Raw genomic sequence first — 26,694 nt, 5'->3', positions numbered from 1 at the left:
GGGCCGTCCCCGGACGGCCCTTTCGCGCGTTCAGGGGCGCTGCCGCACCGCGTCGACGATGCCCTGGCTCACCACCACGCCGGTCGTCCCGTCGCCGAGGTAGGCGAAGGTGACCGGGTCGAACAGGAACTCGTCCTGGTTGCCGATCCCGTGCTCGTTCGTGCTGTTCCAGGTGATCCCGAGGACCGGACGGCCCGTGGCGTCCTTCGTGGTGCGGACGACGAGCCCGGGCACCTTCGCCACGGCCTCGTAGAGCGCGGCCCGCACGGCCGGGCGCAGGTAGCCGCCGGCCAGGGTGACGACCTCGCGGCCGAGGTCGTGCAGGGTGTCGCCTTCGCCGTAGGTGCTTTTGTGCAGGTAGGCGAGCATGGCGTCGGCGTCCGTCGGCAGGTCCGCGGGAGCGGCGGGGTGCGGCACGCACCGGTTCGTCACGCCCTTTCCGTCGCGGCAGCCCGCCACCTCGGTTTCGTGGCCGAAGACGAACGCCAGTCCGTCGTGCGTGCCGTCCACCGACGCCCACGTTTCGTTCTCCCGGCCGTCCGCGAGCAGCGTCTTCGTGTAGACGAACTGGTCCGGCCGCGGGATGACGTCCGGCAGCGCGCGCGCCTTCGCGGCCGCGGCGTGCAGGATGCGCACCGGTTCGGGCTCGGGCACCGGGCCGGCGTCTTCCGCCGGCGTGAGCACGACGACGGCGGCGGCCGCGGCGGCGAGCCCGGCCGCGGTGACCGAACCCCACACCCAGCGCCGAGCCGGTCGTCGCGCGGTCGTCGCGGCGAGCAGTTGGGCTCGACTCCGCGCCAGGTCGTCGTGTGCCGGGAGCTGCGCCGGTCCGGCGAAGTCGCGCAGCAGCTGCAGTTCATCCACGGTTCGAGACCTCCTCGGCCGATGCGGGCGCCAGCACGGCGCGGAGTTTCTTGCGGGCCCGGTTCAGGCGCGACCGGACGGTGCCGACGGGGATGCCCAGCGCCGCCGCGACCTCGTCGTAGGCCAGGCCTTCCCAGGCGATCAGCAGCAGGACGTCGCGATCGCCGCGGGCGAGCCCGGCCAGCGCGGCGGCGAGCCGGCCGTTCATCGCCTGGGCACTCACCCGCGCGGCCACCCGGTCCGCGTGCCCCTCCTGGGCGTCGGGCGGCCCGAGCGCGGCGCGCAGCCGGTACTCGCGCGCCTCGTCGCGACGGCGCTTGCCGACCAGGTTGGTGGCGATGCCGTAGAGCCACGGCCGCGCGTCCGGGAAGGCCGGGTCGTAGCGGCCGCGGCCGGTGAAGGCGGCCAGGAACGTCTCGCCCACGACGTCGTCGGCGAGCTGGCCGCCGAGCCGCCGGGCCAGGTACCGGTGGATGTGCGCGGCGTGGCGGTCGAAGACCACCGCGAACCGCTCGGGGTGCCGCAGCGACGCCGCGATGATCTCCGCGTCGGCCACGCCTGGTGAACTCATGAACCGCCTGCCTGTCGTCCGCCACCTGCTCCCGTTATTGGCGGATCGGGCGGTTCGGGTTCACGCTAGATCCGGGCGAGGGTGTCCAGGGCACCGCCCGCGGCGGCGATGTCCTCGGTGAGCGGGCGGTCGTCGACGCTCTCGTCCAGTACCGAAGACGCCGCTTCGAAAGCGTCGCGCACCGGCAGGTCCACCAAGTCGGCTTCGCGCATCCGCAGCGCCCGCACGGCCGCGACCAGCTCGCACGCCAGCACCTGCTGGTAGGCCGCGCAAGCCGCGGTCGCCGCGCGGGCGGCCTGGGTCGAGAAGCTCGCGTGGTCCTCGATCCCGCGCGACACGACAGCCGTGCCGAGTGTCGCGGGGAGTGCCGCTTGGCGCAGTTCCGTCAGCGCGTCGTGGGCGACGTACTCGAGGATCATCACGCCCGAGCTGCCCGCCGGGCCCGCCGCCAGGAACGGCCGCAGCCCGGTGAACTCCGGCTCGACGAGGTCGCCGAGCCGCGCCACCGACAGCTCCGCCACCTGGTGCACGGTCGCGCGCGCCTGGTCCAGCGCCGTCGACACGTACGCCGTGTGGAAGTGCGCGTGGTGGTAGGCGTCGCCGTGGACCGTCGAGATCATCGGGTTTTCGGTGCTGGCGTTGATTTCGACGGCGAGCACGTCCCGCAGGTAGTGGATCGCGTCCAGCGCCGGGCCCTGCACCTGCGGGAACGCCCGCAGCCCGAACGGGTCCTGGATCCGGCGCCCCGGCTTCGGCGTCTGGTGCATGCCCAGCAGCCGCCGCATTTCCGCCGCGCACGCGACCTGCCCCGCGTGCGGACGCGCTTCGTGCACCGGCGTCGCGTACGCCTCGGGGTTGCCGTCGAGCGCGACGTACGTCAGCGCCGCGACGGCGTGGCTCGCCCGGGTCAGCGTGTCCAGCCGCATCGCCGCGAGCGTCGCCTCGGCGAGCGTCGCCGCGTTGCTGCTCATGAACGCCAGCGCGTCGCCCGCGTGCACCGGCACCGGCGGCACGTGCCCGCGCACCCACGGCCGTTCGCCGGTGAGGGCGAGCGCCGTCTCGGCCAGCGGCGCGAGGTCGCCGGTGCCGATCGCGCCGAGCCGGTGCACCAGCGGCAGCGCGCCGGTGCGGACGGCTTCGGCCAGCGCGCCGATCAGCTCGGGGCTGATGCCCGAGCGTCCGGCGAGCAGCTGGTTGAGCCGGATCAGCATCATCGCCCGGACCTGGCCGGGCGGCAGCACGTCCCCGCTGCCGCCCGCGTGGCTGCGCAGCAACCGCAGGCCGTGCTCCTTCGAGCTTTCGACGGTGTCGTCCTTGTTCGCCCCGACGCCGGTGGTCCGGCCGTAGACCACCCGCCGCGTGCTCAGCTCCTCGGCGAGCTTCCACGCGTGCTCGGCCGCCCGCAGCGCGGCGATCGAGACGTCGATGCCCAGCGGCCCGTCGGTGCGCGCCGCCGTCACGACGTCCGCGCACCGCAGGGTCCGGCCGTCCACCCGGATCACGGCAGCCTCCTTCCGACTGCCCTCACTATGCGGCTAGGGCGCGGGTGGCTGCCAGGGCGGCATCGTCCAGTCCCAGCGCGGGACGGGCTCGTGCGGGTTCGGCTCCGCGCCGGGCGCGGAGAACACCACGGCCAGGCGGCTGCCCCACTCGACGTACCCGGCGAACGCGGCCCGGAACTCCGGGTCGCCGGGCAGCCCGGCTTCGTCGGCGGCGTCGAGCAGGAGGCTCACCCACCGGCGGCGCTGCGGCTCGGTGATGCCGCGGCCGAGGTGGCGGCCGATCATGTGGGGATGGCCGCCGTGGTGCGCGGAGTAGTCGGCGGGGCCGCCGAAGACCTCGCCGAGCCACACCGCGACGTGCTCGGCGTGGTGCGGGTCCATGGTGCGGAAGACCGGTTCGAGGAGCGGGTCTTCGAGGACGTGCCGGTAGAAGATCGTGAGCAGCTCGACGAGGGCTTCGCGCCCGCCCGCCCAGTCGTAGAGCGAGGGGGTGGTGGTCTCGTAGCGCTCGGGTTCGCCGTCGGGCGTGAAGCCTTCGACGCCCGCGAAGGGAGCCGGGGCGCGCACGAGGTACCGGCCGCCGGGCGCCCGCTCGAACCGGTGCCCGGCGGCGGCATTTTCGAAGTCCGCCCTGGCGTTTTCTGGCACGGTGTAGCGCAGGTAGTCGACGATCACCCGGTCAGGCAACCAGCGGTGGCCCGGCCGGGCAACCACGCACTTTCCGGTGCGTAGGGGAGAGCGGGATGAAGCGGTACCACTGCGCGGTGGAGCTGGCGGTCGACCTGATCGGCGGCAAGTGGAAGCCGGTGATCCTGGCGCACCTGAAGGAAGGCGCGCACCGCTACGGCGAGCTGCGGCGCCGGATGCCGGGCGTCAGCGAGAAGATGCTGACCCAGCAGCTGCGCGAGCTGGCTGCGGACGGCATCGTGCGGCGCGAGGAGTTCGACGGCCGGGTCCCGCACGTCGAGTACCACCTGACGGAGGTGGGGGAGGAGCTGCGCCCGGCCCTGACGGCGTTGTACGAGTGGGGCGAGCGCCGCGCGACGGCCGCGGGAATCACGTTCGCCCCGGCCGCCGAGCCCTGACCCAAGCGCCCCAATGTGGCCTTGGTTGCGTCTGACGCACCGAAGGCCGCCTTGGGTGCGTCTGACGCACCGAAGGCCACATTGGGGCGCTTCGGGCCCCGCGGTCAGGACTCGTCGAGGCGGCGCTCCAGCGCGTCCAAGCGACCCGACCAGAAGCGGCGGTACGGCTCGAGCCACGCGTCGATCTCCACCAGCGGCTCCGGGCGCAGCGCGTAGCACCGCCGCTGGGCCGCGACCCGGACCGTCACCAGGCCCGCTTCGCGCAGCACCCGCAGGTGCTTGGACACCGCGGGCTGGCTCAGCTCCAGCTCCTCGACGAGCTCGCCGACGGACCGCTCGCCGTCGCGGAGCAGGTCGAGGATGGTCCGCCGCCGGGGTTCGGCGAGGACGTCGAAGGTCTGCATCACCCCTGAAATGTGCTCCGCCCGGCATATTCCTGTCAAGGAATGCACGGCCCGCCCACTGGGCTGCTTGGTCTGAACCATTGACCTAGTGGTCTAGTCCACTTACGGTGGTGTGGTCCCCACCACTCCGGCAACGACGCCGTGAGTAATTCTCCGGAGGGAGAACGCATGTCCCGTTTCCGCAGGAAGAGCTTCTCGGCGCTGCTGACCGTGGCGGCCGCCGCGGGCCTGGTGGCGGGCGCCGCCGCGGCCCCGGCCGCCACCGCCGCGACCGAGGCCTCCGTCGGCAAGGTCGTCGGCTACTTCACCGAATGGGGGGTCTACGACCGCAACTACCACGTCAAGAACATCGAGACCTCGGGCTCGGCGAGCAAGCTGACGCACATCAACTACGCCTTCGGCAACGTGACGAACGGCGGCTGCGCGATCGGCGACGCCTACGCCGACTACCAGAAGACCTACGACGCCGCGGGCAGCGTCGACGGCGTCGCCGACACCTGGGACCAGCCCCTCGCCGGCAGCTTCAACCAGCTCAAGAAGCTCAAGGCCAAGCACCCCGGGCTGAAGGTCATCTGGTCGTTCGGCGGCTGGACCTGGTCGGGCGGCTTCGGGCAGGCCGCGCAGAACCCCGCCGCGTTCGCCGACTCCTGCTACAACCTGGTCAACGACCCGCGCTGGGCCGGTGTCTTCGACGGCATCGACATCGACTGGGAGTACCCGAACGCCTGCGGCCTTTCCTGTGACACCAGCGGCGCCGCGGCCTACAAGAACCTGATGGCCGCCCTGCGCGCCAAGTTCGGTTCGCAGCTGGTCACGTCGGCGATCACCGCGGACGGCACCGACGGCGGCAAGATCGACGCGGCCGACTACGCCGGCGCCGCCCAGTACGTCGACTGGTACAACGTGATGACCTACGACTACTTCGGCGCGTGGGCCGCGCAGGGCCCGACGGCCCCGCATTCGCCGCTGAGCAGCTACGACGGCATCCCGACCGCGGGCTTCTACTCCGACGCCGCGATCCAGAAGCTCAAGGGCAAGGGCGTCCCGGCGGACAAGCTGCTGCTGGGCATCGGCTTCTACGGCCGCGGCTGGACCGGCGTCACGAAGGACGCCCCGGGCGGCACCGCGACCGGCCCGGCGCCGGGCAAGTACGAGCAGGGCATCGAGGACTACAAGGTGCTCAAGACGTCCTGCCCGGCGACCGGCACCGTCGCGGGCACCGCGTACGCCAAGTGCGGCGGCGACTGGTGGAGCTACGACACGCCGTCGACCATCGCCGGCAAGGTCGACTACGCCAGGCAGCAGGGCCTGGGCGGCGCGATGTTCTGGGAGCTGTCCGGCGACACCACCGACGGCGAGCTGATCACCGCCGTCGCGAAGTAGTGCCACGGGGGCACCGGCGAAACTTGTCGGTGCCCCCGTTTACTGTCGCGGACGTGAAGTTCAGCGGATTCGGCGAGTACGCCGTCGACTTCTACGACGGCCTCGTGGAGGACAACTCCAAGCCCTACTGGGACGACCACGTCGAGACGTACAAGTCCGACGTCCGCGCCCCGATGGAAGCGCTGCTCGCGGAGCTGGCCCCGGAGTTCTCCGACGGCTTCGGCGAGCCCAAGGTGTTCCGCCCCTACCGCGACGTCCGGTTCGCCAAGGACAAGACGCCGTACAAGACCCACTGCGGCGCGGTGATCGAGCAGGGCCGTGGCGGCGGCGCCTACTACGTCGAGGTCGGCCCGGAGGGCCTGCGCGTCGGCGGCGGCTGCTTCCACCTGGCCGCCGACCAGATCGCGCGGTTCCGGAAGGCCGTCGACACCGAGCTGCACGGCGAAGCGCTCGAGAAGATCCTGAAGAAGCTCGAGAAGGCCGGCTGGGAGATCCGCGGCGACCGCCTGAAGTCGAAGCCGCGCGGCTTCGACGCCGACCACCCCCGCCTCGACCTGCTGCGTTACCGCTCGGTGTACGCCGTCCGCGCCTGGGAGCCCGACGACGTCCTGCACGAGCGCGGGGCCCTCGAGCGGGTCCGGAAGGCGTGGCGGCAGCTGCGCGAGTTCAACGAGTGGGCCCGCGACCGCGTCGGCCCCAGCGAACTGCCTCGCCGCTAGACCCGCCTAGGGTTCGTGCCCTGGTGACGTGAATGACTCATTCCTGTCACCAGGCGACAGTGTCCCGGGAAGTCGCGTCGGCGCGTTCGGGCGAGCCGGTCATCCGGCGACAGAGTGGCCTGGCCGCACGACTTCGCCGGGCGTGCCCAGAAGCTCCACCGGCCCCCTGCCCGGCTCCGGCAAGGCCGGGACGTGCTGAAGGGGACGTTCGTCTCATCTGATGCGCTGAAGGGTCCTTTCCTGCCGCGCGCTCGGAGCAGAGGACCCTTTGGTCCACCTCGGCCGGGCGGATGGGGGCCCATCGCCGGACCTGCGACGGCTGCGCAGCCCGCCTCTCCCCGGCGAGGGCGTGGTGGCCTCGTCGGGGGAAGTGTGCCGGTCTCGGCGGGGCGAAGCGGGGCCGAGGCGGGCCAGTGCCGGGTCGGCACGGCAGGTACGAGGGAAGAGGCGACAGCAGGCACGACTCCCCGTGTCACCAGGCGGCATGAATGAGTAATTCACGTCGTCCTGTGCCACCAGGGACGTGAGCTGCCCCGCCGCCAGACCCCACCGGCACCTCAGGGGACCACCCCCGGACGAGGCCGGTTTCTGAACAGTTTTCTTGAACTTTTCGGGATCGGTACAGACGAACGCGCGAAGAGGGACTACGCTGTGCGAACGTGAGCCGACGCGCGAAGATCGTTTGTACCCTGGGCCCCGCCACCGCAACGCCGGAGAAGATGCGGGCCCTCGTCGACGCTGGCATGGACGTGGCCAGGATGAACTTCAGCCACGGCAGCCACAGCGACCACAAGGAGGTCTACGACCTCATCCGGGCCGCGGCCGCCGAGAGCGGGCGGGCGGTCGGCATCCTCGCCGACCTGCAGGGCCCGAAGATCCGGCTGGGCACCTTCGCCGGCGGGCCGGTCGAGTGGCACAACGGCGACATCGTCCGGATCACCGTCGAGGACGTCGCCGGCACCCACGACCGCGTCTCGACCACCTACAAGGGCCTCGCCAAGGACGCCAAGCCGGGTGACCGGCTGCTCGTCGACGACGGCAAGGTCGGCCTCGTCGTCAAGGGCGTCGAGGGCCCGGACGTGGTCTGCGAGGTGACCGAGGGCGGCCCGGTCAGCAACAACAAGGGCGTCTCCCTGCCCGGCATGGACGTCTCGGTCCCGGCGCTGTCGGAGAAGGACATCGAGGACCTCGAGTTCGCGCTCGAGCTGGGCGTCGACTTCATCGCCCTGTCCTTCGTCCGCTCGCCCGCCGACATCGACCTGGTCCACCAGGTGATGGACCGGGTCGGCAAGGGCCGCCTGCCGGTCGTCGCCAAGATCGAGAAGCCCGAGGCCGTCTACAACCTCGAGGCCATCGTGCTGGCCTTCGACGCGGTGATGGTCGCCCGCGGCGACCTCGGTGTCGAGCTGCCGCTGGAGCAGGTCCCGCTGGTGCAGAAGCGCGCCATCCAGATCTGCCGCGAGAACGCGAAGCCGGTCATCGTCGCGACACAGATGCTCGAGTCGATGATCAACAACTCCCGGCCGACCCGCGCCGAGGCCTCCGACGTCGCGAACGCGGTGCTCGACGGCACCGACGCCGTGATGCTCTCCGGCGAGACGAGCGTCGGGCGCTACCCGATCGAGACCGTGCAGACGATGGGCCGGATCATCGAGGCGGTCGAGACCGACTCGCCGGTCGTCCCGCCGCTGACGCACGTCCCGCGCACCAAGCGCGGCGTGATCTCCTACGCGGCCCGCGACATCGGCGAGCGCCTCAACGCCAAGGCGCTGGTCGCGTTCACGCAGTCCGGCGACACCGTGCGCCGCCTGGCCCGGCTGCACACGCGGCTGCCGCTGCTGGCGTTCACGCCGGAGGACTGCGTCCGCAGCCAGCTGTCGATGACCTGGGGCACCAACACCCACATCGTGCCGCGGGTGGACTCGACCGACCAGATGATCCAGCAGGTCGACCACGCGATGCTCGAGATGGGCAAGTACCAGAAGGGCGACCTGGTCGTCATCGTGGCCGGTTCCCCGCCGGGGACGGTCGGCTCGACGAACCTGATCCACGTGCACCGCCTCGGTGAAGACGACCACGCATAAGGGACGTCTTGCCCGCGGAACACATAAGGTCTGGCCATGACTGAAATGGCCAGGACGGCCGCCACCGAGCTGGAGATCCCGGGTGGCGGCCAGCCGGTGCTGGACCGCCTGATCGCGCTGCTCGACCTGGAGAAGATCGAAGAGAACATCTTCCGCGGCGTCTCGCCCGCGCACTCGCCGGTGCGGGTGTTCGGCGGGCAGGTCGCCGGTCAGGCGCTGGTCGCGGCCGGGCGGACGGTCCCCGAGGAACGCCGGGTGCACTCGCTGCACGCGTACTTCATCCGCGGCGGCGACCCCAGCGTGCCGATCATCTACGAGGTCGACCGGATCCGGGACGGCCGCTCGTTCACCACCCGCCGGGTCGTCGCGATCCAGCACGGCAAGGCGATCTTCTCGCTCTCGGCGTCGTTCCAAAAGGACGAACCGGGCATCGAACACGCCGAGACCATGCCCGAGGGCGTGCCGGCGCCGGAGACGCTGCCGACGCTCATGGAACGCGCCGAGGGCTACGCGATCGGCGCGCACAGCCGTCCCCGGCCGATCGACCTGCGGTACGTCAACGAGCCGCCGTGGATCACCCGCGAGACCGGCGAGCGGCCCGCGCGCAACCAGGTGTGGATGCGCGCCGACGGGAAGCTGCCCGACCAGCAGCTGCTGCACGTCTGCGTGCTGACCTACGCCTCGGACATGACCCTGCTCGACTCGGTGCTCGCGCGCCACGGCGTCTACTGGGACACCGACAAGGTGCTCGGCGCGAGCCTCGACCACGCGCTCTGGTTCCACCGGCCCTTCCGCGCCGACGAGTGGTTCCTCTACGACAGCGCTTCGCCGACCGCGTCCGGCGCCCGCGGCCTCGCCACCGGACGGTTCTTCGCCCAGGACGGCACGCTCATCGCGACGGTCGTCCAAGAAGGACTCCTGCGAGTCCTCTGAAGTCCGCCGGGAAATCACCCTTCCGGGCGACGAATAGTCAGAATATTCGTCGCCGGAATGGGGCATTCGGCCCGGGAAGAGGGCCGGGACCGATCGGGGGACGGCCCCGGACCTCTTCTCCCGATGATCACGCGGCAGTGCGCCGGATCATCGTCTACGCTGCTCACGGGCCCTCGGCGGGGCCGGGGGCCCGAGCCCGCCGCACCCTCGCGGCGGCCCGCCGCGACGCAGGGTGCGAGCATACAGAAGCATTCTGCAAATTGCAGAAGCGTCATCGTAAACGGTGCCGTGCGATTACGCGGCCGTTCATGTTGGATACTGGCAGCGAGCGGACGGCTCTGTCGCCGTCGACATCCCGGAGGTGCGCCATGGCAAGGGGACAGAGCCCCACGGTTCGCCGCCGGAGGCTCGCGGGAGAGCTGCGGCGGCTGCGCGAAGCCGCCGACCTCACCATCGACGAGGTCGGCGAGAAGCTCGAGTGCTCGGCGTCGAAGATCAGCCGCATCGAGACCGGCCACGTCGGGGTCACCCCGCGCGACGCGCGCGACATGCTGGCCCTCTACGGCATCACCGGTGACGAGCAGGAAGCGCTCGTCCAGCTGGCCAGGGAGGCCCGCAAGCGCGGCTGGTGGCACGCCTACAACGAGGTCTTCACCGGCACGTTCGTCGGGCTCGAGGCCGACGCCAGCTCGCTGCGCGCGTTCCAGGCGCTGCTGGTACCCGGGCTGCTGCAGACCGAGCGGTACGCCCACGCGGTGATCCGCGCGCTGCGGCCGGACGCCGAGGACGCCGAGATCCGCCGCCGCGTCGCCGCCCGGATGGCCCGCCAGGAGCTGCTGTCCGACACCCCGCCGCCGGAGTACTGGGCGGTGATGGACGAAGCGGTGCTGCGCCGGGTCGTCGACGGTCCCGAGGTGATGGCCGAGCAGCTCTACCGCATGGTCGCGCTCGCCGAGAAGCCGAACGTGACCATCCAGGTCGTGCCGTTCGGGGCCGGCGCGCACCCCGGCATGGAGGGGCCGTTCCTGATCATGGGCTTCCCCGAGCAGGCCGACCCGGACGTCGTCTACGTCGACGACAGCACGTCCAGCGGCCTCTACCTGGAGGAACCCACAGACGTCCGGCGCTACGGGCTGATGTTCGACCATCTGCGCGCGGCCGCACTGAAGCCGGACGACTCGGTGGCGCTGATCGCCGAGGCCGCCGGACGGTTCGCCGAACAGGCGGCCGTACCGGCTCCGGTGCACCATCTGGAACCGAGGACACAGTAAGGAGTGGGGACCATGGAAGCAGAACTCTCCGGGGCGCGGTGGCGCAAGAGCAGCCACAGCGGCGGCGGCAACGACTGCGTCGAGGTCGCGTTCGTCGCCGGTGGCGCCGCGGTGCGCGACTCGAAAGACCCCGAAGGTGGTGCGTTCCGCCTCCCCGCGTCGGGGTGGCGGGGGCTGCTGGCCGCGGTGCGGCCCGGCGGCCCGGCGCGCGACTGAGGCGGTTTCGCAGACCCCTTACCCCCACCGAGCTGGGCTCGGCCGGGAGTAAGGGGTCTTTTCACGGCCAGTGCTGCGTGATCACCCGATGCCCGGGGTGCGCCCTCAGGACGAACCTGAGTGCTACCAACCGGAGAGACAGGGGAACACGATGCACAGCGATCTGATGCTCGACGCGGTCCGCGCCGAAGCGGCCTACCGGGCCGAGGAACTGCGGAAGGCCGGGCGCAGCGCCTGGGCCGCCCGCGCCCGCCGCGGCATCCGGCACTTCCGGGCCGCGCGGACCGACGTCGACGTACCCGCGCAGGAGCGCCGGGAGACCGCGCGGGAAACCGCGGGCGTCGGCAAGACCGCCCGGTAGGGGCGGGTGATGGTGGTCATGGCGATAAGCGGTCGGAACTTGTCGGTGACATCTGGGGCTGCGCCCCAGGTCGGGGGCTCCGCCACCCGAGCCCCCGAAAAAATGTCGGTGGGGTAGGTCAGAATGCTCCTCGTGCCCCGACTCGGCTCCGGAATCCCGCTCGTCGCCCGTACCCACGAGATGCGGCGGCTCCGCGCCGCCTTCGCCAGGGCTGAACGTGGCGAAGCCGGCGCGGTGCTGCTCTCGGGGGACGCCGGGGTCGGCAAGACCCGGCTGCTGACCGCGCTGGGCGAGCACGTCGAGGCGTGCGGTGGGCTGGTGCTCACCGGCCGCTGCATCGACGTCCGCGAAGGCGGTCTTCCTTATCTTCCGTTCGCCGAGGCGCTCGCCCCGCTGGGCAGCGCGACGGACCCGGCGGTCGCCGCCGCGGTGCGGCTCCGGCCCGCGCTCGGGCGGCTCCTGCCGCAGGGCCAGGGCTTCGAAGAGCCCCGCGCGGCCGAACACCCGCCGATGACCTCGAACGACCGGGAAACGATGGTGCGTCCCCGGCCCGAGCAGGATCTCGGTCAGCTGCAGTTGTTCGACGCGGTACTGGGGGTGCTGACCGAGGTCGCGGAGTCGCGCCCGGTGGTGATCCTGCTCGAGGATCTCCACTGGGCCGACGCCTCGACCCGCAACCTGCTGTCCTTCCTGCTGAGCCGGCTGCGCGCGCAGCGGCTGCTGGTAGTGGGCAGCTACCGCGAGGAGGACGTCCACCGGCGCCACCCGCTGCGCGGCCTGCTGTCGGAGCTGGTCCGGCTCGCCACCGTCGAGCGCGTCGACCTGCACCCCTTCGGCGCGGCCGACGCCCGCCGGTTCGTCGAAGCCCTGGCCGACGAGCCGCTGCCCGCGGACGTCGTGGCCGACATCGTCGCCCGCTCCGAGGGCAACCCGTTCTTCGCCGAAGAGCTGCTCGCCACCCAGACCGAGTGCAACGACCTGCCCGCCGGGCTGGCCGAGGTGCTGCTGTCCCGGCTCGAGCGGCTTTCGCCGGACACCCGGCGGGTCGTCCGGGTGATCTCGGTGGCCAACGAGCCGGTGATGCACGGGGCCCTCGCCGAGGTCTCCGGGCTGGGGGAGCTGGAGCTTCGACGAGGCGCTGCGCGAAGCCGTCCAGCACCACGTCCTGGTGGTGCTTTCCGACGGCTCCTACACGTTCCGGCACGCGTTGCTGCAGGAAGCGGTGTACGGCGACTTGCTGCCGGGGGAGCGGTCGCGCACGCACGCCGCGTACGCCGCGCGGATCAAGGCGCGGCCGCAGGGCCGTGGGCACGACGCCAAGCTGGCCTACCACTCCATGCAGAGCAGCGACCTGGTCACCGCGCTGCCCGCCTATCTGCGGGCGATGGACGAGGCAGAGAAGCTCGGCGCGCCCGGCTCGGCGCTGCAGCACGTCGAGCAGGCACTGTCCATTTGGGACGCCGTGCCCGCGGCCGACCGGCCCGAAGGTTTCGACGAGCTGCGGCTGCTGCACGAAGCGTCCTACTTCGCGGGCACGTCCGGCGAGCCCGAGCGGGCGGCCGCGTTCGCGCGCTCGGCCACCAAGTCGCTGACGCCGGACACCTCGGCCGACCGCGCGGCGAAGACGTGGCGGCGGCTGGCGGAGACGCTGCTGGCGCTGGAAGGCACCCTGGACGAGGCGGTCGCGGCGATCGACCGGGCGTGGGACCTGGTGAAGGACACCGAGCCGAGCGGCACGCGCGCGTGGGTGCTGGCCAGCCGGGCCGGGTTCCTCCGGATCCTCGACCAGCCGGAGGCGGCCCTGGACAGCGCGCGCACCGCGGTCGCCGACGCGCAGGCGGTCGGGGCGGCGGGTGCGGAGGCGTCGGCGCTGGTCACGCTGGGCACGTTGGCCGATTCACGCGGCGACGCCGCCGAGGCCCGCGAGTGGCTGCGCAAGGCCGAGCGGAAAGCCCGGGACGCCGGGGCACCGAACACCGAGATCCGCGCGACCTACTTCCTCGCGTTGAGCTACCACGACCAAGCGGAGTTCGCCGAGGCGCTGGAGCACTCCTCGCGCGGTGTCGCGCGGGCGGAAGAAGCCGGGCTGAGCTGGAGCACCTTCGGGCTGGAACTGCGGGCGGGGCAGCTGGTCCTGCGGTACGTCATGGGCGACTGGCCGGACGAGAGCGCCGGCCGGGCCGGGCGCGGGGTGTCCAGCGCGGTCGCCGCGCGGATCCAGGCCATCTGGGCGCAGTTCGTCGTGGCCCGCGGCCGGTTCGACCACGCCGCGAAGCTGATCACCGGGCTGCGGCAGCACTGGATCGCGGACATCCAGATCCCGCTGTCGGCCGGCGGCGCCGGGATCGAACTGGCGTACTGGCGCGGCGAGCACGCCGAGGCCATGCGCCGGGCCGAGGACACCATCGGCTGGCTGGAGCGGATCGAACCGGGCCTGCTCGCGGGCATCCGGATGGCCGCCCTCGGCGTGTCGGCCGCGGCCGCGCTGGCCGCCGACGCCCGGGTCCGCGGCGACCACGCCGCGGCCGACGCCGCGGTGGCCGCGGGCGAGCGGATGCTGGCGCACGGCCGGATGTGCTCGGTCGTCGGGCAGCCGCGGTCGGGGACGCTCGGGCCGGAAGGCCGGGCGTGGCTGGCCCGGCTGGAGGCGGCGGCGTCCTGCCTGACCGGCCGCGGGGACGTGGCGAAGTGGGCGGCCGCGACCGAGGCGTTCGGCTACGGCGCCGTCTACGAGCAGGCGATCTGCCGCTGGCACGAAGCCGAAGCACTGCTGGCGGCGGACGCGGACGCGGGCCCGGTGCTCGAAGCGGCCCACGCGGTGGCGGTGCGCCTGGGCGCGATCCCGCTGCGCGACGCGGTCCGCGACCTGGCGCACCGCGCGCGCGTCGAGCTGGCGGGCGTCGAACCGGCGGCCCCGGCCCGCGCGGTCACGGACCCGCTGACCGACCGCGAGCGCGACGTCCTCGAGCGCGTGGCCCTGGGCCGCACGAACCGCCAGGTCGGGGAAGAGCTGTACATCAGCGAGAAGACGGTCAGCGTGCATCTGTCCCGCGTGATGGCGAAGCTGGGCGCGAGCCGTCGCGCGGAGGCGGTCGCGATCGCGTACGACCGCGGCCTCCTCACCGCTCCGGCTCCCTGACCGCGGCTTTTTCACGGCCCCGGGGCCGCGGCCGGGCGCGACCGCCGGTCAGCGCGGGAGGCGGCGCAACGCCTTGATCCCGAAAGTCATCCCGCGCGACCACACCGATCCCGGCACGCCCTTCGGCGGGCGCAGGGCCAGGCCGCGCTGCAGCGCGATCGACTGGGACTCCGTGTACTTCAGCAGGCCTTCGGCGCCGTTGCGGCGGCCGACGCCGGAGTCCTTCATGCCGCCCATCGGCACGCCGACGCTGCCGAACGTCGCCGCGTAGCCCTCGTTCACGTTGACCGTCCCGGCCTTCAGGCGCGCCGCGACCTCCCAGCCCGCGCGGCCGTTGCGGGACCACACACTCGCGTTGAGCCCGAACGGCGTGTCGTTGGCCCGGTCGATGGCCTCGGTGACGTCGGTGTAGCCGTAGATCGACACCACCGGCCCGAACGTCTCCTCGGCGAACGGCAGCATGTCCGGGGTGACGCCCGACAGCACCGTCGGCTCGTAGAACAGCGGCCCGAGGTCGGGCCGGGCGCGGCCGCCGGTGAGCACCGAAGCGCCCTTCGCGCGGGCGTCCTCGACGTGCGCCGACACGGTCGCGAGCTGGTCTTCCGAGGTCAGCGAACCCATCTGGGCGTGGTAGTCCAGCGCGCCGCCGAGCTTCAGCGCGGCCGTGCGGGCCACGAACGCGCGGGTGAACTCGTCGCGGATGCTCTCGTGCACGTAGATCCGCTCGACCGAAACGCACAGCTGCCCGGCCGAGGAGAAGCACGCCGTCACCGCGCCGGTCGCGGCCTTCGCGACGTCGGCGTCGGGCAGCACGATCATCGGGTTCTTGCCGCCGAGCTTCGAGCGAGTACGACGTCAGCCGCTTCGCCACCTGGCCGGCCAGCTCCTTGCCGGTCGGCGTGGAGCCGGTGAAGCAGAGGTAGTCCGACTCCTCGACCAGCGCGGTGCCGATCTTCGAGCCGCGGCCGAGGACGATCTGCCACGTCCCGGCGGGCAGCCCGGCCTCCTCGGCGAGCTCGTGCAGCCACAGCGCGGAGAGCGCGGTCTGGTTGTCCGGCTTCTGCACGACGGCGTTGCCCGCGGCCAGCGCCGGGAGGACATCCATCGCGGTCAGGGCCAGGGGGTAGTTCCACGGCGAGATGATCCCGACGACGCCCTTGGGGTGCCGGATCTCGCCGGCCCGGGTCAGGCCGGGGATGACCCCGGCGACGCGGCGCGGGGCGAGGATCTTCGCGGCGTGCTTGCCGTAGTAGGCCGCGACCAGCGCGGTCGCGCTGACCTCGTCGAACGCGTCGAGCCGCGCCTTGCCCGCCTCGACCTGGACCAGGTCGAGCACCTCGTCCTGGCGGGCCAGGACCAGGTCGTGCAGGCGGGTGAGGACGCGGGCGCGCTCGGCGGGGGAGTGCTCGGCCCAGGCGCGCTGGGCGGTGCGGGCGCGCGCGAAGACCGCGCGGACGTCGGTGTCGGTGGCCTGGGGCAGCGTCGCGATCGGTTGCCCGGTGAAGGGCGCGTGCATCCGGATCGGGGCCGAGTCCGCGCCGCCCGCCACGCGGGCGACGAGCTGGGCCGCCCGCGCCGAGCCGGGCGCCCCGGCGACGCCGCCGACGGTCGGCGGCAGGGGCGTGGCTTCGACCGCGTTCGCGGGGGTCGTGCTGGTCATGACGTCTCCGTTCCGCGGCGTCCGGAGTCCGCGCGACGCCGCGCAGGGGTTACCGACGAGTACACCATACCGTCGGTACGTCAGATGTCCAGTCTGATGTGAAAATGTTTCATGTATTGGGAGGCTTGAGGGGCGGCAGCTGGTAATTCGGCTCGGTCGGCGACGCCGGTTCCGCCGACGGCGGCGGGTGCGCCTGGGTCGCCTCGCCATAGGGGTCTTCGTTGCGCGCCGACAAGTCGCCCGGCTGCGCGGGGGACGGCGGCATGGACTCGCCCCGCGGCGGGGTCGCGGGCTCGGGCCGCGCCGGGAACGGCTGCGAGATCGGGCCGCCTTGGGCCGGGAACGGGTGCGACTGCGGACCACCGGGCCGCGGTCCCGGACCGCCTTGAGCGGGGAACGGCTGTGACGGCGGCCCACCCGGGTAAGGCTGCCCGCCGGGGTGCGGCGGCCCGCCCGGATACCCCGCGAACTGCCGCGGCGGAGCCGGATACGGCCGCGACTGCTGCTGCTGGGGCGGCGGCCCGGCGGCGCGCCCGCGTCGTCCGGCCAAGATCGCGAACACCACCACCAGCAAGGCGACGACTCCGCCGCCGAGGAGCAGCCAGAAGCCCGTCCCCGTCGCGTAGTGCGACTTGACCGAGCCTTCGTCGGACTCGTAGCTCAACGTCGCCGAGACGTCCATGCCGAGCATCCACACGGCCGCGGTCACCCCGGCGCCCCCGGCGACCAGCGCGGTCCGGGCGCCCGAGCGCACCCCGGCACCCGCCGAGCGGCGGGCCCCGGCGAACGCCAGCCCGGCCCCGGCCAGCAGCACCACCGCACCCGCGGTGAGCGGGATGCCGTAGCGCGCCACGTGGGTCTTGTCGTAGAAGGCCTTGGCCTCGTCGCTGGGCTCGACGTCGAACGAGCGTGACCAGGCGCTGATCGCCAGCTGGCTCTCGGTCTTGCCGTCGACGATCTGCTCGAACGACGTCTGCGGCAGGAACGAACCCGCCAGCACGAGCGCCGCGGCCAGCAGGCCGAGGATCCCGGCGAGCAGCCGGACGACCGAGTTCGGGTCGGCGGTCGGGGCGGGTGGTGGGGCGTACGGGTACGGGGCGGTCATCGAAGCTCCCCTCGTCCGGGGGATTGGACCACGAATCCGCCTGCGGGATAAGGGGCAAAGCAGCCTTGTGCCGCCGCGCTGGTCAGCTCGGCGCAGTCGTGGCGTCCTGGTAGAGCAGGACGGCGATCCGCTTCCACTCCTCCAGCAGCTGCCGCCGCCGGTTCGGGTCGCCGCCGAGCTCGGCGTCCAGCGCCAGCCCGCGCGTGAGGTTCACGGTGAGCCAGAACAGCATTTCGGCGCGTTCGGGCGGCAGCTCGCCCGCCACCTGCGTGACGTGTTCGAGGGTGGCGCGGCCGAGCGCGCGGTCGACCGGGCGGATGGCCGCGCGCAGCTCGGGATCGGTCCGGGCGGCGACCCACAGCTCGGTGACCGCGGTCGAAAGGGTGCCGGAGTAGCCGGTCCACAGCAGGTCGATCGCGGCGGCGACACCGGTTCCGCCGCCCGGCAGCTCCGCGAGCGACGCGGCGAGCTGGTTGCGCAGCTTCGTCGTCAGGTGCTCGACCGCGGCCGCCATCAGCTCGGCCTTCGCGGTGAAGTGGTGCTGCACCGCCCCCTTCGACACGCCGGCGCGGGCGCAGATCTCCTGGACCGAGGTGCGCGCGTACCCGACGTCCACCAGGCAGTCGATGGTGGCGTCGAGCAACGCCGTGCGCGTCTGTTCGCGCCGCTGCGCCTGGGTCCGGTGTGCCGTCTCGGTCACTTCGGCCTCCCTGCTTTACCTACAGGCCGGAACGGATGTACATTCCGCAGAGAACTTACATGCTGATCGTCATGTTTTCCAGCAGGAGGGTCCCGTGCCGCTGCAACTCCCGAAGGCTCCTGGAGCACGACCGAGCTCGAAGATCTCCGCGAGCTGTCGCGGTCGTTCCTGCAGAAGGAGGCCGTCCCGCACCAGGAACGCTGGGCCGCCGAAAAGAAGGTGGACCGCGAGTTCTGGACCAAGGCGGGCGAGGTCGGCCTGCTCTGCCTGTCCATCCCCGAGGAGTACGGCGGGGGCGGCGGCACCTTCGCCCACGAGGCCGTGCTCTACGAAGAGCAGGCGCGCGCGGGCGACAGCGCGTGGGGCGTCACCGTCCACAATGGAATCGTCGCGCACTACCTGCTCGCCTACGCCTCGGAAGAGAAGAAGCGCGAGTGGCTGCCGAAGATGGCCAGCGGCGAGATGGTCGGCGCGATCGCGATGACCGAGCCCGGCACCGGCTCCGACCTGCAGGGCATCAAGACGCGCGCGGTCCGCGACGGCGACCACTACGTCCTCAACGGCGCGAAGACGTTCATCACCAACGGGCTCCACGCCGACCTCGTGGTGGTCGCGTGCAAGACCGACCCGGACGCGGGCGCGCAGGGCGTCTCGCTGATCGTCGTCGAGACCGACACGCCGGGCTTCCGCCGCGGCCGCGTCCTCGACAAGGTCGGCCTCAAGGGCCAGGACACCGCCGAACTGTTCTTCGACGACGTCCGCGTGCCCGCCGCCAACCTCCTCGGCGACGCCGAGGGCCAGGGCTTCATCCAGCTGATGCTGCAGCTGCCGCAGGAACGGCTGATCATCGCGGTCACCGCGGTGGCCGGGCTGGAGGCGGCGGTCGACCTCACGCTGGAGTACACCAAGGAGCGCACGGCGTTCGGCCGGCCGATCTTCTCCTTCCAGAACACCAAGTTCAAGCTCGCCGAAGCGGCGACCGAAGCCGCGGTGGCGCGGGCGTTCCTCGACCAGTGCATCGAACGCCACCTCAAGGGCGAGCTCGACGTCCAGGGCGCGGCGACGGCGAAGCTGTGGACCACCGAGCGCGTCAACAAGGTCATCGACGACTGCGTCCAGCTCTTCGGCGGCTACGGCTACATGACCGAGTACCCGATCGCGCGCGCCTGGGCCGACGTCCGCATCTCGCGGATCTTCGGCGGCACCAGCGAGATCATGAAGGAAATCATCTCCCGCTCGCTCTGAAAGGACCCGACATGAAGGCAGGTCCGCTCAGCGGCCTGAAGGTGGTCGAGCTGGCCGGGCTCGCGCCCGGCCCGTTCGCCACGATGATCCTCGCCGACCTCGGCGCCGAAGTCGTCCGCGTCGACCGCGCCCAGCCGGGGGAAGACGTGCTCGGCATCCAGACCGACCCGCTCGCCCGCGGCCGCCGGTCGGTCGGCATCAACACCAAGACCCCCAAGGGCGTCGAGCTGGTGCTGAAGCTGTGCGACACCGCCGACGTCCTCATCGAGGGCTTCCGGCCGGGTGTCGCCGAGCGGATCGGGCTCGGCCCCGACGTCGTGCACGCCCGCAACCCGCGGCTGGTCTACGGCCGGATGACCGGCTGGGGCCAGGACGGGCCGCTGGCGTCCGCGGCCGGCCACGACATCAACTACATCGGCATCGCGGGCGCACTCGAACCGATCGGGCGCGCGGGCGAGCGGCCGGTGCCGCCGCTCAACCTGATCGGCGACTTCGGCGGCGGCGGGCTGCTGCTGGCGATGGGCATCCTGGCGGCGCTGTACGAGCGGAACACCTCGGGGCGCGGCCAGGTCGTCGACGCGTCGATGGTCGACGGCGCCGCCCTGCTCACCACGAGCCTCCACGGCATCAAGGCGGCCGGGCTCTGGTCCGACGAGCGCGGCGAGAACATGCTCGACGGCGGCGCGCCGTTCTACGACACGTACGAGACCGCCGACGGCAAGTACGTCGCCGTCGGCGCGATCGAGATGCGGTTCTGGGGCGAGCTGGTCAAGGTCCTCGAGCTGGACCCGGCGGAGCTGCCGCTGCACATCGACAAGTCGCAGTGGCCCAAGCTGCGCGAGATCGTGGCCGGGGCGATCGCCAAGCACACCCGCGACGAGCTCGTCGCGCGTGCGGAAGGCACCGACGCGTGCTTGACGCCGGTGCTGTCGCCGGAGGAAGCGGCGTCGCACCCGCACAACGCGGCGCGCGGCACGTTCGTCGAGATCGGCGGGATGGTGCAGCCCGCGCCGGCACCGCGGTTCGACCGGACGCCGCCGTCGACGCCGGAAGCCCCGCGTCCCAAGGGATCCGACACCGAGGCCGTGCTCGCCGAGCTGGGCGTCACGGACCTGGGACCGCTGCGTGAAGCCGGGGTGATCGCCTAGTTCTTCTCGAGGTCGGAGCGCACGACCGAGTAGACGACGTTGTCGCGCCACTCGCCGTCCCGGAAGCCGTACCCGCGAAGCACGCCTTCGCGGGTGAAGCCGGCTTTCTCGAGCGAGCGTTGTTCGGCGCGGTTGTCGACCTCGGTCGTCGCTTCGACCCGGTTGAGCTGGGTGTGCGCGAAGAGGTATTCGACGAGCAGGCGCTGGGCTTCGGTGCCGTAGCCGTGGCCGCGGGCCTCCGGCGCCAGCACGAGGCCCATGTTCCAGCAGTAGGACGTCGGCCCGGTGCGGCTGCGGTGCCACGAGACGAGCCCGAGGACGCGGCCGCCGAGCGTCGGGACGAGCATGCCGCTGTCGGGGGTGAGCATCCCGGTTTCGTGCCACCGGCGGCGCAAGTAGCCGGGATCGTGCCAGCCGAACCACTGGTGCTCCCCGGCGGCGATGGGATCGTTGGTGAGCCGGTCCAGCAGGTCGAGATCGCTTTCGGCCACGGGCCGCAGTTCGACTCCGGAGACGTCGTCGTCCATCCGGCGACCTTATCGGCCGCTTGACCGGAACCGCGGGGCCGAGTCGCGATCCAGCCTCTCGGGTGATACGCCGTCGCGGTCCGTGAGCTGAAGGGGACGTTCGTCGCATCTGATGCGCTGAAGGGGACTTTCCTCGCATCTGATGCCAGGAAAGTCCCCTTCAGCGCGCTTCAGCCGAAGCTGCCGTGGCGACCTTCGCCGCCGCTGAACCGGGCCGCGCCGTCCGCCGCTTCCGCCGCCAGGACGTTCGCCGCCATCGCCGCGCCGAACTCTCCCGCCAGCGCGTCCTCTTCGGACTTGCCCCACTGCTCCAGCGCCGACAGCCGATCGCCGCGCAGGCACACCTGCGGGAACGCCGCGATCTGCCGCGCCAGCTCCTGCGCCGCCGACACCGCCTCGCCCGCCGGGACCAGGCGGTTCGCCAAGCCGATCGACAACGCTTCGTCCGCTTCGACCGGGCGGCCCGTCAGGATCAGGTCCATCGCCCGCGACTGGCCGATCAACCGCGGCAGCCGCACCGTGCCGCCGTCGATCAGCGGCACGCCCCAGCGGCGGCAGAACACCCCGAACACCGCCGTGGCGTCCGCGACGCGCAGGTCGCACCACAGCGCCAGCTCCAGCCCGCCCGCGACGGCGTGCCCGTGCACCGCGGCGATCACCGGCTTGCCCAGCCGCATCCGGGTCGGGCCCATCGGGCCGTCCCCGTCCGGGTGCGTGCGGTTCATCCGGTCGGTGCCGATCGCCTTGAGGTCCGCGCCCGCGCAGAACGCGCCGCCCGCGCCGGTCAGCACCGCGACGGCCGCGTCGGGGTCGGCGTCGAACGCGCGGAACGCGTCGGCCAGCTCGGCCGCCGTCGGCCCGTCGACGGCGTTGCGGGCGGCCGGGCGGTCGATGGTGATCGTCGTCACCACGCCGTCCCGCTCGACCAGCACGTTCCGGCTCATCGCGGCTCCTAGGGGTTGATCGGGGTGTCTTCCGGGCAAGCCTTCCCTAGAGTATTGGCGTGGCCACTCCCAGGACGGGGACGGCGAGCCGGGGAGGAAGCGCATGTCGAGCGGCGTGAAGAAGATTCTCATCGTGGGTGTGGTCGCGCTCGTGCTGTTCTTCCTGATCACCCAGCCCCACCAGTCCGCCGACTTCGTGCACCGCGTGCTCGGCTGGCTCAAGGACGGCGCCGAAGCGATCGTCACGTTCTTCCGGACGCTCTTCTCCTGACCTCGCACGAACCCGCACCGGCACCGCTTCGGGCGGCGCCGGTGGTCACCGTGCGTGTTAGCGGACGGTAAATCACCCAGTGTCACCAATCTCGGATTTCGGACCCCGGCACTCGACCATCCGGGTGGATTGCGGCTGAAAACGCGCAGGTCGGCGAATTCGTGGCAGCGGGGGTCTGGCGAAGGAGACCACCCCGGCCCTACGGTGCTCACATTGCGTGATCGGGTGGTTCGGCTTCCCCCTCGGAGAACCCCGGTACGCAGGCAGTTTCCACTCAGCAAGGTGCAGGTGGGTGCGTGCGGCACCACCGCGTGGGACAGGTGTCAGGGCCTGTCCGTCGGGGACCTACAAGGAGGCAGGGATGACCGGAGATCCCGGAGTGGACGCGTTGATCCGGCAGTGGGCCGCCGAACGCGAGCGGACCCCGGAGGAGCAGGAGGTCGACCGCATCGCGTCCGCGTGGCTGGCCGACGCGCCGGCGCAGGCCCCGGGCATCCCCGGCCAGCGTGCCCGGACCGGGCAGTCGCGGTTCGTCCCCGTCGAGTCGGCCGACCCCGGCTACCTCGACGCCATGCGCCGGCGGCTGCCGGAGGTGCCCGAAGAGCTCCTTACCGCCGCCGCGGGCTGGTGGCAGATGGTCGGCGGCGTCGCCGAAGCCGAAGAGTGGTGGGACGCCGGCATCAGCCCGCTCGACCAGCGGGCCCTCGACTACCGGGCGGCCGGGCTCGCGCCGTCCGACCTGAGCCGCCGGCTCGGGCCGATGACCGTCTTGCAGCACCTGCGCCGCGGCAGCGCCCCGGCCTGGTGCGTGGCGCGGCTGGCGCGTCAGCAGAAGTCCGCCTGACGGGACGAGATCCACTCGGCCGGGTGAACCGGCGTGCCGAGACGATGTCGACGGTCCGCGTAACGCTAACCTGCGCGGGCTCGTTGACAGTTCGTCGACATCACGCTGGAGGACCGGAGTTTCGTGCGCACGAGTAGCGAGAAGACCGAGGACGACCAGGCCGGCGAAAGCGCCGGCGAAGCCGCCCCCGCGTCACGCTCCTCGGGTGTGGCGGTGCTCACCCGGCTGGGGGTCGTCGTCGCGGTGCTGGCCGTGGCCGGCGGCGGGATCTGGTTCGTGACCCGCGCGTCGACGCCGGAGGCGAGCCCGCTCACCACCGAAATCCCCGCGTTGCAGGTGAAGGCGGCCGACGTCCGCCCGGGTTCGGTCGCCCCCGCCGGGGGTGCCGTCGCGGGCGGGGCCGAGCAGCAGACGTCACCCCAGCAGGCCCGCAGCACCGGCCCGGCGACCCTTTCCCAGTGGGCGAGCCAGGTCGCGGCGGCCTCGAGCGTCCCGGCACGGGCGTTGCAGGCGTACGGCAACGCGGAGCTGGCGATGCGTGCGGACCAGCCGAAGTGCAAGATCTCGTGGGCGACGCTGGCCGGCATCGGCCGCATCGAGTCGAACCACGGCCAATACGCGGGCGCGGTCCTCGGCGCGGACGGACGGCCGTCGAAGCCGATCATCGGCGTCCCGCTCGACGGGTCGGCGGGAGTCCAGGCGATCGGCGACACCGACGGCGGCCGCTACGACGGTGACGCGGGGGTCGACCGCGCGGTCGGGCCGATGCAGTTCATCCCGGGAACGTGGCGCAAATGGGCTTCCGACGGAAACGGCGACGGCCTCGGCGACCCCCAGCAGATCGACGACGCCGCCTTGGCCGCGGCGCGCTACCTGTGCGCGGGCGGGCGGGACATGGCCAGCCCGAGCGGGTGGTGGGCCGGGATCCTGTCGTACAACAACTCGACGGAGTACGCGCAGAAAGTGTTCGGCCTGGCGGACGGGTACGCGAAGGCGGCCCAGTCGGTGCGCGGTCGAGGCTGAGCGCGGGGTTATTCGGCCGCCGCGGCGCCCGGAGAATCCGGCGGAGGCCGTGGCGCGCGCTTCGCGGCGCACTCCGGCCCGGTGGCGGCGCCGGGGGAATCCAGCCGAGCGGGCCGCACGCCCCGAGGCCGCCGCGGCGCGGCGGCGGCGGGAGCCCGAACCCGGGCCGCGCGCCCACTCCGGCCCGCTCGCGGCGCCGGGGGAACCGGCCACGCCCGGGCCACTCGCCGCGCGGCGGCGGAAGCCGTGCCGAGCCCGGCCACACCCCGCGGCGGCCGACCCGGGCTGAAGGGTCCTTTCGTCTCACCACATGACAGGAAAGGACCCTTCACCGCATCAGATGCGATGAACGTCCCCTTCAGCACGCCCGGCCAGGCTGAGAGCGGGGCCACGCGCAGCGCGGTCGGCGGCCGGCTCTCAGCCGTCCAGTGCTAGCGTCGAAGCGTGCCAGCTTCCCCGCCACCGGCCGCGTCCCCCTGGGGGCGGCGGATCGCGATCATCGCGACCTGCCTGGTGAGCCTGCTCGTCTGCTGCGGGCTCGCCTGGTGGCAGTGGGACCGCTTCACCTCCGCGAACGGCACCTTCCAGAACCTCGGCTACGTCCTGCAGTGGCCGCTGTTCGGACTGTTCCCCGCCTTCATGTTCTGGCGGATCCGCAAGCTCCGGCTGAAGGCCGAGGCCGACGGGACCGCGGACGAGAAGCCGAAGCCGGCGCCCGTCGCCGAGGTGCCCGCCCCCCGTCCCCGGCCGGACGTGAAAGTCACGGACGAGGACGAGGAGCTGGCCGCGTACAACCGTTACCTGCGCGAGCTGAACGCCCGCGACCAGCAGGCCGCAGAGTGAGGACGACCCGATGACCACCAGCACCGAAGGTGCCGCCCGGACGGCGGTGCCGCTCGCCGGCCCCCTCGTCCGGTTCCGCACCGCCGCCTACGTCACCGGTGTCGGCCTGCTCGGCCTGTGCTTCGTGATGGTGCTGCGGTACGGCTTCGACAACCCGACGCCGTCCGCGGTGTACTCGCCGATCCACGGCGTCCTCTACATGATCTACCTGGTGCTGACCATCGACCTGGCGATCAAGGCCCGCTGGTCGATCAAGGGCACCGTGCTGGTGCTGCTGGCCGGCTGCGTCCCGTTCGTCTCGTTCCTCGTCGAGCGCCGGGTGACGCACAAGGTCAAGGCCGGGCAGAAGCTGTAGCCCGGCGGAACGTCAGCGCCACCAGGAACGTGCCCGCCGCGAACACCGCGGCCGTGGCGAACGCCGCCGTCATGCCGTCGACCGTGAGCTGAGCTCCCGTCGTGCCCGCCGAGCGGGTCACCGAGCCGAACACCGTGACCAGCACGCCGAGCCCGAGCGTGCTGCCGACCTGCTGCATCGTCTGCAGCACGCCGCCCGCCGCGCCCGCGTCCTCGGTCGGCACCGTCGCCATGACGATCACGTTGAGCGGCGCGAACGCCAGCCCGCCACCGAGGCCCATCAGCAGCAGCGGCCCGAACAACGCCGGGAAGTACGCGCTGTCCGTGGTGAGCATGGCGAGCCACCCGACGCCGGAGACCATCAGCAGGGACCCGGTGACCGCCAGCGGCTTCGGCCCGTAACGCGGGAGCAGCCGCGGCACGAGCCGGCTCATCGTGAAGATCAGCACCGCCATCGGCAGGAACGCGAACCCGGTGGCCAGCGCGGCGAAGTGCCGGATGTCCTGCATGAACTGGGTGAGGAAGAAGAACATCGACATCATCGCCATCGGCCCGAAGAAGAAGCTGACGTAGGCCGCGCTGCGGTTGCGGTCGGCGAACAGCCGCAGCGGGACCAGCGGCATCGCGGTGCGGGCCTCGATGGCGACGAACCCGGCCAGCAGCACGAGGCCGGCGGCGAGCGAGCCGAGCGTCACCGGGTTCACCCAGCCGTCGGACGCCGCGTGGGTGAAGGCGAACACCAGGGAGCCGACGCCGAGGGTGCCGGTGATCGCGCCGGGCAGGTCGAGGTGGGCGCGCCGGCGTTCCGGCTCCGGGACGAACCGCGGGGCCAGCAGCACGATCGCCAGTCCGAACGGGACGTTGATGAACAGCGCCGCGCGCCACGAGATCCACTCGGTGAGCAGGCCGCCGACGATCAGGCCGATCGCGAAGCCGCCGCTGGACATCGCGGAGAACAGCGACAGCGCGCGGACGCGGGCCTTGGCCTCGGTGAACGTCGTCGTGACCAGGGCCAGGGTGCTCGGGCCCGCCATCGCGGCGCCGACGCCCTGCAGGACGCGGGCGGCGATGAGCAGCCCGGCCGAGTTCGCGAGGCCACCGGCCAGCGACGCGAGCGTGAACAGGGCGGTGCCCGCGACGAACATCCGGCGCCTGCCGAACAGGTCGCCGGCCCGGCCGCCGAGCAGGAGCAGGCCACCGAAGACGAGGCTGTAGGCCGTCATCACCCAGGACAGGCCGGTGGGGGTGAACCCGAGGTCGTTCTGGATGCGCGGGAGCGCGACGTTCATGACGGTCGCGTCGAGGATGAGCATGAGCTGGCAGGTCAGGATGATCGCGAGGACCAGCCCGCTGCGCGTGCGCGCCGCCGGTGCGGGCGCGCGGTCGAGCGTTTGGTGCGACAAGGGATACTCCCCCGAGGAGTAAGAGAAGAAGCGGAGACGTTCTCCACTTGGGTGCGATCCGATAATATGGAGAGCGTCTCCGGATGCGCAAGTGA

Annotated in this window: 25 protein-coding genes and 2 pseudogenes; 16 read left to right on the top strand and 11 right to left on the bottom strand. The window is 72.2% G+C overall.

Annotation, left to right across the window (positions count from 1 at the left end):
* Positions 1-30: 30 nt before the first annotated feature.
* The 4 genes from QP939_RS50145 to QP939_RS50130 form a co-directional block, all read right to left on the bottom strand.
* Positions 31-864: a CU044_5270 family protein gene (locus tag QP939_RS50145; RefSeq protein WP_285454041.1), complete on the bottom strand. Its 834-nt coding sequence runs from the start codon at positions 862-864 to the stop codon at positions 31-33.
* Complete coding sequence (locus QP939_RS50140; RefSeq protein ID WP_285454040.1) at positions 857-1,435, bottom strand: RNA polymerase sigma factor; 579 nt, start codon at positions 1,433-1,435, stop codon at positions 857-859. Before QP939_RS50140 ends, QP939_RS50145 begins: the two co-directional genes overlap by 8 nt.
* Before the next feature lie 65 nt (positions 1,436-1,500).
* Positions 1,501-2,937, bottom strand: a complete 1,437-nt coding sequence (locus QP939_RS50135) for an aromatic amino acid ammonia-lyase (RefSeq protein WP_285454039.1) — start codon at positions 2,935-2,937, stop codon at positions 1,501-1,503.
* Positions 2,938-2,970: 33 nt separating this feature from the next.
* The gene (locus QP939_RS50130; protein ID WP_285454038.1) at positions 2,971-3,612 is read right to left on the bottom strand and encodes a group II truncated hemoglobin; all 642 of its coding nucleotides are present in this window, start codon (positions 3,610-3,612) and stop codon (positions 2,971-2,973) included.
* Between the two features lie 68 nt (positions 3,613-3,680).
* Between QP939_RS50130 and QP939_RS50125 the strand changes: the two genes are divergently transcribed.
* A complete protein-coding gene (locus QP939_RS50125; RefSeq protein WP_285454037.1) occupies positions 3,681-4,022 on the top strand; it encodes a winged helix-turn-helix transcriptional regulator in 342 nt (113 codons plus the stop codon).
* A 104-nt stretch (positions 4,023-4,126) separates the two neighbouring features.
* Here QP939_RS50125 and QP939_RS50120 read toward each other — a convergent pair whose 3' ends face one another.
* The gene (locus QP939_RS50120; RefSeq protein WP_285454036.1) at positions 4,127-4,429 is read right to left on the bottom strand and encodes an ArsR/SmtB family transcription factor; all 303 of its coding nucleotides are present in this window, start codon (positions 4,427-4,429) and stop codon (positions 4,127-4,129) included.
* A 165-nt stretch (positions 4,430-4,594) separates the two neighbouring features.
* Between QP939_RS50120 and QP939_RS50115 the strand changes: the two genes are divergently transcribed.
* The 8 genes and pseudogenes from QP939_RS50115 (at position 4,595) to QP939_RS50080 (ending at position 14,532) form a co-directional block, all read left to right on the top strand.
* On the top strand, positions 4,595-5,809 hold the full coding sequence (locus QP939_RS50115; protein ID WP_285454035.1) for a glycoside hydrolase family 18 protein: 1,215 nt from the start codon (positions 4,595-4,597) through the stop codon (positions 5,807-5,809).
* A gap of 53 nt (positions 5,810-5,862) precedes the next feature.
* Positions 5,863-6,528 carry a DUF2461 domain-containing protein gene (locus QP939_RS50110; RefSeq protein WP_285454034.1) on the top strand — a complete coding sequence of 222 codons (666 nt, stop codon included), beginning with the start codon at positions 5,863-5,865 and terminating at the stop codon, positions 6,526-6,528.
* A gap of 659 nt (positions 6,529-7,187) precedes the next feature.
* Positions 7,188-8,612, top strand: coding sequence for a pyruvate kinase (gene pyk, locus QP939_RS50105; RefSeq protein ID WP_285454033.1), 1,425 nt, complete (start codon positions 7,188-7,190; stop codon positions 8,610-8,612).
* A 36-nt stretch (positions 8,613-8,648) separates the two neighbouring features.
* Positions 8,649-9,545: an acyl-CoA thioesterase II gene (gene tesB / locus QP939_RS50100; protein ID WP_285454032.1), complete on the top strand. Its 897-nt coding sequence runs from the start codon at positions 8,649-8,651 to the stop codon at positions 9,543-9,545.
* Between the two features lie 368 nt (positions 9,546-9,913).
* On the top strand, positions 9,914-10,816 hold the full coding sequence (locus tag QP939_RS50095) for a helix-turn-helix domain-containing protein (RefSeq protein ID WP_285454031.1): 903 nt from the start codon (positions 9,914-9,916) through the stop codon (positions 10,814-10,816).
* A 12-nt stretch (positions 10,817-10,828) separates the two neighbouring features.
* Positions 10,829-11,032: a DUF397 domain-containing protein gene (locus QP939_RS50090; RefSeq protein ID WP_285454030.1), complete on the top strand. Its 204-nt coding sequence runs from the start codon at positions 10,829-10,831 to the stop codon at positions 11,030-11,032.
* A gap of 151 nt (positions 11,033-11,183) precedes the next feature.
* Entirely contained in the window at positions 11,184-11,393 is a 210-nt protein-coding gene (locus QP939_RS50085) for a hypothetical protein (RefSeq protein ID WP_285454029.1), read from the top strand.
* 123 nt (positions 11,394-11,516) lie between these two features.
* A pseudogene (locus QP939_RS50080) lies at positions 11,517-14,532 on the top strand (helix-turn-helix transcriptional regulator).
* Between the two features lie 48 nt (positions 14,533-14,580).
* On the opposite strand, the pseudogene QP939_RS50075 reads toward QP939_RS50080, so the two are convergent.
* The 3 genes and pseudogenes from QP939_RS50075 to QP939_RS50065 form a co-directional block, all read right to left on the bottom strand.
* Positions 14,581-16,192, bottom strand: a pseudogene (locus QP939_RS50075) (succinic semialdehyde dehydrogenase).
* 109 nt (positions 16,193-16,301) lie between these two features.
* Positions 16,302-17,297, bottom strand: coding sequence for a hypothetical protein (locus tag QP939_RS50070; protein ID WP_285454027.1), 996 nt, complete (start codon positions 17,295-17,297; stop codon positions 16,302-16,304).
* A gap of 82 nt (positions 17,298-17,379) precedes the next feature.
* Complete coding sequence (locus QP939_RS50065) at positions 17,380-17,997, bottom strand: TetR/AcrR family transcriptional regulator (protein WP_285454026.1); 618 nt, start codon at positions 17,995-17,997, stop codon at positions 17,380-17,382.
* Between the two features lie 153 nt (positions 17,998-18,150).
* Here QP939_RS50065 and QP939_RS50060 point away from each other — a divergent pair, with 153 nt between their 5' ends.
* Positions 18,151-19,242, top strand: coding sequence for an acyl-CoA dehydrogenase family protein (locus tag QP939_RS50060; protein ID WP_434219698.1), 1,092 nt, complete (start codon positions 18,151-18,153; stop codon positions 19,240-19,242).
* Between the two features lie 11 nt (positions 19,243-19,253).
* Positions 19,254-20,390, top strand: coding sequence for a CaiB/BaiF CoA transferase family protein (locus QP939_RS50055; RefSeq protein ID WP_285454025.1), 1,137 nt, complete (start codon positions 19,254-19,256; stop codon positions 20,388-20,390).
* Here QP939_RS50055 and QP939_RS50050 read toward each other — a convergent pair.
* Positions 20,387-20,917 carry a GNAT family N-acetyltransferase gene (locus QP939_RS50050; protein ID WP_285454024.1) on the bottom strand — a complete coding sequence of 177 codons (531 nt, stop codon included), beginning with the start codon at positions 20,915-20,917 and terminating at the stop codon, positions 20,387-20,389. The two genes, QP939_RS50055 and QP939_RS50050, sit on opposite strands and share 4 nt — an antisense overlap.
* Before the next feature lie 170 nt (positions 20,918-21,087).
* Complete coding sequence (locus tag QP939_RS50045) at positions 21,088-21,861, bottom strand: crotonase/enoyl-CoA hydratase family protein (protein WP_285454023.1); 774 nt, start codon at positions 21,859-21,861, stop codon at positions 21,088-21,090.
* A 103-nt stretch (positions 21,862-21,964) separates the two neighbouring features.
* Here QP939_RS50045 and QP939_RS50040 point away from each other — a divergent pair, with 103 nt between their 5' ends.
* From QP939_RS50040 to QP939_RS50020, 5 genes are all read left to right on the top strand, one after another.
* Positions 21,965-22,132 (top strand): hypothetical protein, encoded by a 168-nt coding sequence (locus QP939_RS50040; RefSeq protein ID WP_285454022.1) that lies wholly within the window; start codon positions 21,965-21,967, stop codon positions 22,130-22,132.
* A gap of 361 nt (positions 22,133-22,493) precedes the next feature.
* Complete coding sequence (locus tag QP939_RS50035; protein WP_285454021.1) at positions 22,494-22,976, top strand: helix-turn-helix transcriptional regulator; 483 nt, start codon at positions 22,494-22,496, stop codon at positions 22,974-22,976.
* Between the two features lie 123 nt (positions 22,977-23,099).
* Positions 23,100-23,999, top strand: coding sequence for a lytic transglycosylase domain-containing protein (locus QP939_RS50030; protein ID WP_285454020.1), 900 nt, complete (start codon positions 23,100-23,102; stop codon positions 23,997-23,999).
* Positions 24,000-24,443: 444 nt separating this feature from the next.
* A complete protein-coding gene (locus QP939_RS50025) occupies positions 24,444-24,842 on the top strand; it encodes a hypothetical protein (RefSeq protein WP_414641808.1) in 399 nt (132 codons plus the stop codon).
* A 10-nt stretch (positions 24,843-24,852) separates the two neighbouring features.
* A complete protein-coding gene (locus tag QP939_RS50020) occupies positions 24,853-25,197 on the top strand; it encodes a DUF3817 domain-containing protein (RefSeq protein WP_285454018.1) in 345 nt (114 codons plus the stop codon).
* Here QP939_RS50020 and QP939_RS50015 read toward each other — a convergent pair.
* Positions 25,175-26,599 (bottom strand): MFS transporter, encoded by a 1,425-nt coding sequence (locus QP939_RS50015; RefSeq protein ID WP_285454016.1) that lies wholly within the window; start codon positions 26,597-26,599, stop codon positions 25,175-25,177. The genes QP939_RS50020 and QP939_RS50015 overlap by 23 nt on opposite strands.
* Positions 26,600-26,694: the final 95 nt, after the last annotated feature.

The sequence above is a fragment of the Amycolatopsis nalaikhensis genome, assembly GCF_030264295.1.
GTDB classification, from domain to species: Bacteria; Actinomycetota; Actinomycetes; order Mycobacteriales; family Pseudonocardiaceae; genus Amycolatopsis; species Amycolatopsis nalaikhensis.
Note: the sequence above shows the minus strand (reverse complement) of the source record. Positions and strands in the feature narration are given on the sequence as shown.

Bases quoted from the DNA above. Each gene is read 5' to 3' on its own strand.
- QP939_RS50140 (WP_285454040.1), bottom strand. From the start codon at position 1,435: ATGAGTTCACCAGGCGTGGCCGACGCGGAGATCATCGCGGCGTCGCTG.
- QP939_RS50125 (WP_285454037.1), top strand. From the start codon at position 3,681: ATGAAGCGGTACCACTGCGCGGTGGAGCTGGCGGTCGACCTGATCGGC.
- QP939_RS50115 (WP_285454035.1), top strand. From the start codon at position 4,595: ATGTCCCGTTTCCGCAGGAAGAGCTTCTCGGCGCTGCTGACCGTGGCG.
- tesB (WP_285454032.1), top strand. From the start codon at position 8,649: ATGACTGAAATGGCCAGGACGGCCGCCACCGAGCTGGAGATCCCGGGT.
- QP939_RS50095 (WP_285454031.1), top strand. From the start codon at position 9,914: ATGGCAAGGGGACAGAGCCCCACGGTTCGCCGCCGGAGGCTCGCGGGA.
- QP939_RS50090 (WP_285454030.1), top strand. From the start codon at position 10,829: ATGGAAGCAGAACTCTCCGGGGCGCGGTGGCGCAAGAGCAGCCACAGC.
- QP939_RS50085 (WP_285454029.1), top strand. From the start codon at position 11,184: ATGCACAGCGATCTGATGCTCGACGCGGTCCGCGCCGAAGCGGCCTAC.
- QP939_RS50070 (WP_285454027.1), bottom strand. From the start codon at position 17,297: ATGACCGCCCCGTACCCGTACGCCCCACCACCCGCCCCGACCGCCGAC.
- QP939_RS50055 (WP_285454025.1), top strand. From the start codon at position 19,254: ATGAAGGCAGGTCCGCTCAGCGGCCTGAAGGTGGTCGAGCTGGCCGGG.
- QP939_RS50050 (WP_285454024.1), bottom strand. From the start codon at position 20,917: ATGGACGACGACGTCTCCGGAGTCGAACTGCGGCCCGTGGCCGAAAGC.
- QP939_RS50045 (WP_285454023.1), bottom strand. From the start codon at position 21,861: ATGAGCCGGAACGTGCTGGTCGAGCGGGACGGCGTGGTGACGACGATC.
- QP939_RS50040 (WP_285454022.1), top strand. From the start codon at position 21,965: ATGTCGAGCGGCGTGAAGAAGATTCTCATCGTGGGTGTGGTCGCGCTC.
- QP939_RS50035 (WP_285454021.1), top strand. From the start codon at position 22,494: ATGACCGGAGATCCCGGAGTGGACGCGTTGATCCGGCAGTGGGCCGCC.
- QP939_RS50020 (WP_285454018.1), top strand. From the start codon at position 24,853: ATGACCACCAGCACCGAAGGTGCCGCCCGGACGGCGGTGCCGCTCGCC.